The organism is Actinoplanes sp. NPDC089786 (genome assembly GCF_040684855.1).
In the GTDB taxonomy this organism is placed as follows: domain Bacteria; phylum Actinomycetota; class Actinomycetes; order Mycobacteriales; family Micromonosporaceae; genus Actinoplanes.
Window position 1 is genome coordinate 25435 of the sequence record NZ_JBFBGU010000021.1, and the last position, 6513, is coordinate 31947.

At 69.8% G+C, this 6513-nt stretch carries 6 protein-coding genes; 1 reads left to right on the plus strand and 5 read right to left on the minus strand.

Going from position 1 to position 6513, the window contains the following annotated elements:
• Positions 1–140: 140 nt before the first annotated feature.
• The 4 genes from AB0O15_RS37810 to AB0O15_RS37825 all read right to left on the minus strand — a co-directional run bounded on the left by AB0O15_RS37810 (position 141) and on the right by AB0O15_RS37825 (position 4722).
• Positions 141–1115 carry a DUF932 domain-containing protein gene (locus AB0O15_RS37810; protein WP_364329424.1) on the minus strand — a complete coding sequence of 325 codons (975 nt, stop codon included), beginning with the start codon at positions 1113–1115 and terminating at the stop codon, positions 141–143.
• A gap of 120 nt (positions 1116–1235) precedes the next feature.
• Positions 1236–2870, minus strand: coding sequence for a hypothetical protein (locus AB0O15_RS37815; RefSeq protein WP_364329427.1), 1635 nt, complete (start codon positions 2868–2870; stop codon positions 1236–1238).
• A gap of 339 nt (positions 2871–3209) precedes the next feature.
• Positions 3210–4136 (minus strand): DNA methyltransferase, encoded by a 927-nt coding sequence (locus AB0O15_RS37820; RefSeq protein ID WP_364329430.1) that lies wholly within the window; start codon positions 4134–4136, stop codon positions 3210–3212.
• Complete coding sequence (locus AB0O15_RS37825; protein WP_364329432.1) at positions 4129–4722, minus strand: hypothetical protein; 594 nt, start codon at positions 4720–4722, stop codon at positions 4129–4131. Before AB0O15_RS37825 ends, AB0O15_RS37820 begins: the two co-directional genes overlap by 8 nt.
• A gap of 244 nt (positions 4723–4966) precedes the next feature.
• On the opposite strand from AB0O15_RS37825, the gene AB0O15_RS37830 reads away from it, so the two are divergent.
• The gene (locus AB0O15_RS37830) at positions 4967–5704 is read left to right on the plus strand and encodes a hypothetical protein (protein WP_364329435.1); all 738 of its coding nucleotides are present in this window, start codon (positions 4967–4969) and stop codon (positions 5702–5704) included.
• Positions 5705–5977: 273 nt separating this feature from the next.
• Here the strand turns inward: AB0O15_RS37830 and AB0O15_RS37835 are convergent.
• Positions 5978–6513 (minus strand): hypothetical protein (locus tag AB0O15_RS37835; RefSeq protein ID WP_364329437.1); only part of this gene is annotated, 536 nt, incomplete at its 5' end.

Consider the following 6513-nt stretch of genomic DNA (forward strand, 5'->3'; position numbering starts at 1 on the left):
GAGAGAGGCGAGTGCCGGGCGGTCGGCAGGCGGGGCTGTGCTGCCCAGCGGGCCAGGCACCGCCGTGGTGGTGGGCTCGACGGTGGCGGGCGCAGACGGTCGAACCGCTGCGCCCGCTTCCGGTGTCGGGCACGAACGGGTTAGGCGGCCAGCACCAGGTCGAAGGCCCGCTTCTTGGTGGCGGTCACCGTGCCGTCGGTGAGGACCCTGTTGGCGCGGTGGTGGTCGCTCTTGGCGGGCTGCTTGTGGTCCAGCCACTCGGTGATGGCCTGGTAGCCGGCCCACGCCGTACCGCGGATGTTCGCCTGCGTCGGGGCTTCCTCGAACAGGTGCTTCAAGTCCCGCTCGCGGCCGAGCTTGCGCAGAAACGCCGTCTCTTTGTCGTCCTCGTCCAGCGGCCACAGCTCGTCGGAGATGCGCTGGAGCTGGTCCCATTCGAGCTGCTTGGCGATCAGCTTCTCGGCTTCGGCCTGGAACTGGTCCAGGTACACCGGCACCAGCTTCAGCGCGTCGCGGACCTCGGTCAGCTTGCCCTCGATGTCGCCGGAGTGACTGAACGCGTATTCGCCGACGTTGTTGGCGAACGCGGCGGCCTGGGTGTTGGCGCACACGATGCGGACCGGGGTGATCAGCACCCGGGCCAGCCGGGAACCGTCGTGCGAGGTGCACATGGCCAGATACAGGTCCATGGCGTCGATGCCGGCCACCATCATCGAGTCGGGCAGCTTCATCGTCACGAACACTTCCCGGCCGCCGCGCAACGAGCCGGCGGTCTCGAAGTGGGCGCCGGTCGCATCGACGATGAAGTTCAGCAGGTTGGCGGCCTGCTCGTTCTGCACGACCTGATAGTTCTTGCCGACCATCCCGAGGACTTCCCGGTTGCCGGTCTTGGGGTGCTTGCGGGTGGTCGCCCACCGGTTCGGCACGGCCGCGCCGGACCCGACGGTCTGGAGGGTTTCCTTGCGGACGTCCCAGCCGCCGAGGTAGGCGACGTCCATGACCTGCTGGGCGTTGAGGCAGTCGGTGGTGACGGTGCCGAGCCGGTGCCAGGCGTCCTTGCGGGCGGTGAAGAACGCGGCGGTTCCGTCGGTGAACTGTTCGATCTCGTGCGCCACGGCGGCGCTCCCTTCGGTTGTGGGGGAAACAAAGACAGGCGCCACCCGGTCGGGTGGCGCCTGCGTGGTGCTGAGGTGATGGTTGGTCCGGCCGCCAACGGCGGCCGGTGGTTCGTGGGTTTAGTCGGTGTCCGGGTCGAGCCGCTGGTCGATGCCGTAGCCTTCGACCTCGCCGGTGACGACCATGAGGCAATCGATCCCGGCGAGCGTGCGGACGACCTCGGCCTGGATGAGCGCCTCGCCGGCCGCGGCAGCGGCAGCCCGATCGGAGGGTAAACGCAGCGACAGCTCGTAGACGTGTCGCCAGATGACCCGCCGCCAGCCATCGGCCTCGCAGACGTCTGCCGTGCCGGAACCGTGCGCGGTCCATCCCCGCCACGCGCCCGCCGCGCTGGTGGGCTCCATGAGGCGGCACACCCAGCCGTACGCCTCCTGAGCGTTGGCCGCGCGTACCCGCAGCGTCACCTCGACGGTCACCGCGACGAAGTAGGCCCGCGGCAGCCGGTCGAACCCGAGGTCGAGCAGGAACCGCTCGACCCGCTCAGCGGTCTGCTCGTACTCACCACCGATCTCCTCGGTGACCAGAGCGGTGACCGCCCGGTGGCGGATCTGGCGCCGTAGGTCGGCGAACGCCTCGATGGCCGCGTCGCGCGCTGCGGTCGCGGCGGCGAGGTCGTCGCCGGCAGCGGCCGGGCGGACGGTCGCCGGCTGCGGCTCGGGGTCAGCGGCGTGGATCAGGTCCTCGGGTCCATCCTCGACGTGCCAGGTCAGCCCAGTCAGCGTGACGCCCGCGTCGGCCAGCTCGGGCAGCCGGGCATTCACCATGGCTTCCGCACTCGTGATCGCGGCGGCCTGCGAGGTAGCGGTCACCGTCACCCGGAGGCCGACCTGGACCGTGATCCGGTACGGGTCCGCCTCGGGATAGTCATCCCCGCCCGGGATCAAGATCACCTCGACCACCCACCTGGGCCAGATGGCCACCCGCTGAGGCAGCAGCCGGTACAACGTCGGCGGCACATGCCGCAACGCCCCATTGCGGGCATCGTCTTCGCCGGTGTGCATCCGCGTGTACGACATCTGCCCGGCGGCGGACATCGTCAACTCTCCGGGCGGCGGCTCCAGCCCCCAGCCGGTGAGGGCGTCCGCGCAGCTGGTCCGGCAGATCCGTCCCGCGTCGAACTCCGCGATGAGCGCCCGGCGGGCGTCGGCTGCGAGCACGTCGCGTTGTTCGATCGCGGCGTTCGTCTCGGCGCGCAGGTCGCTGATCCGCGTGTGTGCGTCGCCGGTGGTGGTCATCGCCGCACCGCCGATCCGGAGGTGGGCTTCCATAACCAGCCCGGCGGCTTCCTCCAGTCGGCAACTGGCGGCGGCGACCGCCTTTGCCAGCTCCGCGCGGTCGCTGTCCGGCAGGACTGACAGGTCGGCCCCGGTGCCGTTGTCGACCTGGTGGGCCAGTCGGCCGCTGAGCTGCGCCAGGTGGGCCAGCAGCAGGTTCACGCCGTTGAGCAGCCGGGCGAGCTGGTCGCCGTCGGCCACCAGGTGCCGGCCGTGCGGGACGGCGTCGGACAAGTGCTCGGCCATGCGCAGCATGACCTCGACCGCCGTGGCGGTGTGCGCCGGGCTGATACCGGCGTCCTCGCCGAACAACCAGTCCAGGGTGGCCATCAGGTCGGGTGCCTGCGGCAGGCGCGGGGCGTCGGGGATGCCGGCGAAGAAATCGGCGTGGGTGATCAAGTACCAGGCGTTCTTGAGCATGATGCTCACCTTCGGTCGGGCACGACGAAGAGAGCGGCCACCAGTGGTGGCCGCCCTCGCGGAAACAGGGGTGTGAAGGGTCGCCACGCGCACCGGTCAGGCGTGCGAGGTCGACACCGTGTGGGAAATGTGTGCTGGAGCTGTCAGCCCGAACGTCGGACGACCGACCCCGAAGGGGTGGGCTGATGCCGGCGTACGGCAGGGCTGTCAGGTCAGCAGGGGGTGGTACGAAAAGGTGTGCGCCGAGGCTAACTCCATGACCTGTCAGCCCAGCCCACCTGCCCTGCGGCGGCGCTGACCGGACCTGTCAGCGCCGCCCGGAGAACCTGACAGCCCAGGTCAGCCACCCGTGGGGACAGTTCGTCCGCCGGCATCCGCCAGGCTCGATGGACCGGAGCCCAGGGGTGAGCCGGAGCCGGCCCTCGGCCGTCGCAGCACGTACACATCCTCATGCGCGACTAGCGAGACCGGGATCCCGTCGGCTCGCGCCTTGCGGACCGCCATCAGGGCGAACACGGCCGCGCGGTGGATGATCTGCCCGTCGCGGACGGCGGCGAGCATGGCCGCGCACCGTTCCACCGGCTCCAGGCCCACCGACAGGGCCGCCGCGAACAGCTCACCGGGCAGGTCGATCAGATCATCGGGAGCGCGGCGGATCGGGCGGCTGGTGAACACGAACACGCCGCCCCGTTTCAGGACCTGCATGCTGCCGGCCACGATCTGCCGCCACCCGTCGAGCAGCCGGTCCATGCCCAGGTAGGCGAGATTGCCGGTGGACCGGTCTCCATAGACGTAGTGCCGCTTGTGGATTCCGGTGCCCGGGGCGTTGCGGACGACGCCGTGGGTCCGCCGCCCGTACGGCGGCGAGGTGAGCACCAGCGCCACCTGGCCACGTGAACCTTCCGGCACGAGTGCCGCAAGGTCGCGGGCATCGCCGGTGACGGCTTGACCCCACGCGGTGTGTCCGTTCGCGGCGGCCAGTGCGAGGTTCGCCTGCGCCAGGGCCGTGAACGATGCTTCGATGTCCACGCCGATGCTGTCGCGGCCGGACCGGGCCGCCTCGACCAACGTGGTGCCCGAGCCGCACATCGGGTCCAGCACGAGGTCACCCGGGGCGGTGTACGCGTTGATGGCGTGCGCCGCCAGGTCGGGCAGCATCTTCGCCGGGTGTTTCGTGGTTTCCTCCACGTACCGGCCACGCCGCTGGTCCCGGGCCGGCCTTTGGCAGGTCAGCCAGACCGAGGTGATGGGGATTTGGTCAGCCATCGACAGACCCCCGCAACGCGTCCAGCGAACTGTTGAAGATCAGGACGTCGCCGTGCACGGACAGGTGGGTACCGCCGTCGCCGAGCTGTCCGCGCTGCCCGGTGAGGTCGTGCGCGGCCACGATGTGCTGGAGGTAGGTCAGCCCGGCCGCGCGGGCGGCGGCGATCAGGACGTGGTTGACGGTGAGTTCGACGTCGCCGAGGACCACCGCGACGCAGCCGCCGACCATCAGCCGCTGGGCGCAGTCGGCGAGGAACGTCACGGGATCGGTGTCGCCGAGGGGCCAGCCGGCCACGATCAGCGCCGCCTGGCGGACACCGATGGTCAGATCCTGCGGGGTGTGCCGCGCGTGATGGCGCTGGGCGGCGCGGACCGCTTGGGCCAGTTGTTCGCCGCTGGTGAGGTCGAGGATCAGCCAGCGCCGCCGGGTGGTGAAGTTCTGCACCAGGCGGTCGGCGAGGGTGATTGACATGGTGTCGCCCGGGTGCGGGGCGGGCACGTGCCACACGGTGATCGGCACCGGCTGCTCGCCGGGGACGATGTCACCGACGGCATCAGGTGCGGGGATACGAACGGGTTCGGTCATGGGTGTGGTGGCCCCCGGACCGGGCGGGCGTACTGACACTGCCCAGACACGGGCTGTCAGCTCAAACGAACTCCCGGCCGTCCTGTCACGACCTGACCCGGGCGGGACCTGACAGCCCGCGAACCTGACACGACCAATCCCGATCTAACAGAACCCGACAGCGGCCTGTGGTGACAGGTCCAGGTGTGCCAATGAGGGTCTTCGCCCCACACCCCGTGGGGCGTGCTCTCCTTCAGGAGCCGCCATGCCCCGCACCGCCCTGACCGTCGCCGAGGACGCCTTCCGGCTGCTGGTCTGCGAACCCGCCCCGCTCGCGTTCGACGGCCGCCCGATCGACGGACTGCCCGACCGGCACATCCCCTTGGACGAACTGCGCAGCCTGCTGAGGTCCCGGGCGATGAGCCCGGAGACGTCCGATGCCATCTGGCACCAGCTCGCCCGCCAGGCCCGAGACTGGGGGCCGGCGTGGACCGTCGGCGCGGTCGGTGTCGCCCTGCCCGGCCTGACCCACCTCGCCGCGCGCCTGTCCAAGGGCCACGCGAAGCACGCCGACGACATCGACTCCGAACTGCTCGCCGCGTTCCTGCACACGCTGCGCACCGACGACCCTCAGGCACCGCGGATCTGGCTGCGGCTGTGTTGGGCGGCGTGGCGGGCCGGGCTCAAAGCCCGCCGCAGCGACGACCTGCTCGAGCTACCCCCGGACGTGCCGGTCGGCTCCCGCACCCCGTACCGGCCCTACGGCCACCCCGACATCGTCCTCGGCCGCGCCGTCGCCGCCGGCATCATCACCGACGCACAGGCCGAACTGATCTCCTCCACCCGGCTCGGCGACGTCCTGATCGAGCAGATCGCCGCCGACTGCGGACAGACCGGACCGGTCGTGCGCATGCGCCGCAAGCGCGCGGAACGCAAGCTCGTCGCAGCGCTACAACGCGGAGATCTCGCCGTGCCCCGCCGAATCACGGCGGTCACCGCGTGAGCTGTCACTGAGGAGGTGCTCCGCAAAGGGCTGGTCGCCGCCATCGTCGCTCCTGGCGATGAACCAGCCGACCGACTACGGGCGGCGCGGCGAAGCCGAGGTCGGGATCACTCGCCGCGTGCAGCAATACCCGCGACGCCTCCCGGTGCTGCTGGTTCGGCCAGCGGTAGTCAACCGCGTTCCAGCTTTCCGATGTGACACGAACCCACCGGATCATCGACGCCAGGCCGAACGCGGTGTACGCGGTCCAACACCCAGCGAATGGCGATCGTCTCACCAGCCGCCGAAGTTGGGGGCGTAGAAAATCGCTTGGAGCGGACCAGTCGGCGGGTTCAATACGACCGACACAGGCACGCCGATCAACACATCAACGGCCTTCCATACCGCTTCCGCAACGAGCACACGCTTTACGTACTCGCCCACAGTTTCGTGGTCCCCGTTAGTCGGCGTAACGATCAAGACCTTGCCGCCGTCTTGCAGCGTGTAGCGGAGGGCGTCGACCGGCTGTTCTTCGTGGAGTTGCCGGCGGAGATCCTCGTACTGCTCCTCGACCGAGAGGCGGTCGGTGATCTCGCGAGTCTGCCAAGCCTCGCTATACATACGCTCAAAGAGCGTGCGGGCAATCTCGACGAGTTCCTCATCAGTCATTGCGGCAAGCGAACGAATGGGTGCGTCCCGTCCTTCGTGCCCGTTGGTCCGCTCAGCGTCGTATACGTCCCTTGCCGACGGGTCTCCGGGTAGGTTCGCTCCCGGCCGCTGACTGTCGCCGGGCCCGTTGCCTAGGTTGAGGAGGGTTGGGTCGATTTCCG

Bases quoted from the DNA above. Each gene is read 5' to 3' on its own strand.
- AB0O15_RS37825 (WP_364329432.1), bottom strand. From the start codon at position 4,722: ATGACCGAACCCGTTCGTATCCCCGCACCTGATGCCGTCGGTGACATC.
- AB0O15_RS37815 (WP_364329427.1), bottom strand. From the start codon at position 2,870: ATGCTCAAGAACGCCTGGTACTTGATCACCCACGCCGATTTCTTCGCC.
- AB0O15_RS37820 (WP_364329430.1), bottom strand. From the start codon at position 4,136: ATGGCTGACCAAATCCCCATCACCTCGGTCTGGCTGACCTGCCAAAGG.
- AB0O15_RS37830 (WP_364329435.1), top strand. From the start codon at position 4,967: ATGCCCCGCACCGCCCTGACCGTCGCCGAGGACGCCTTCCGGCTGCTG.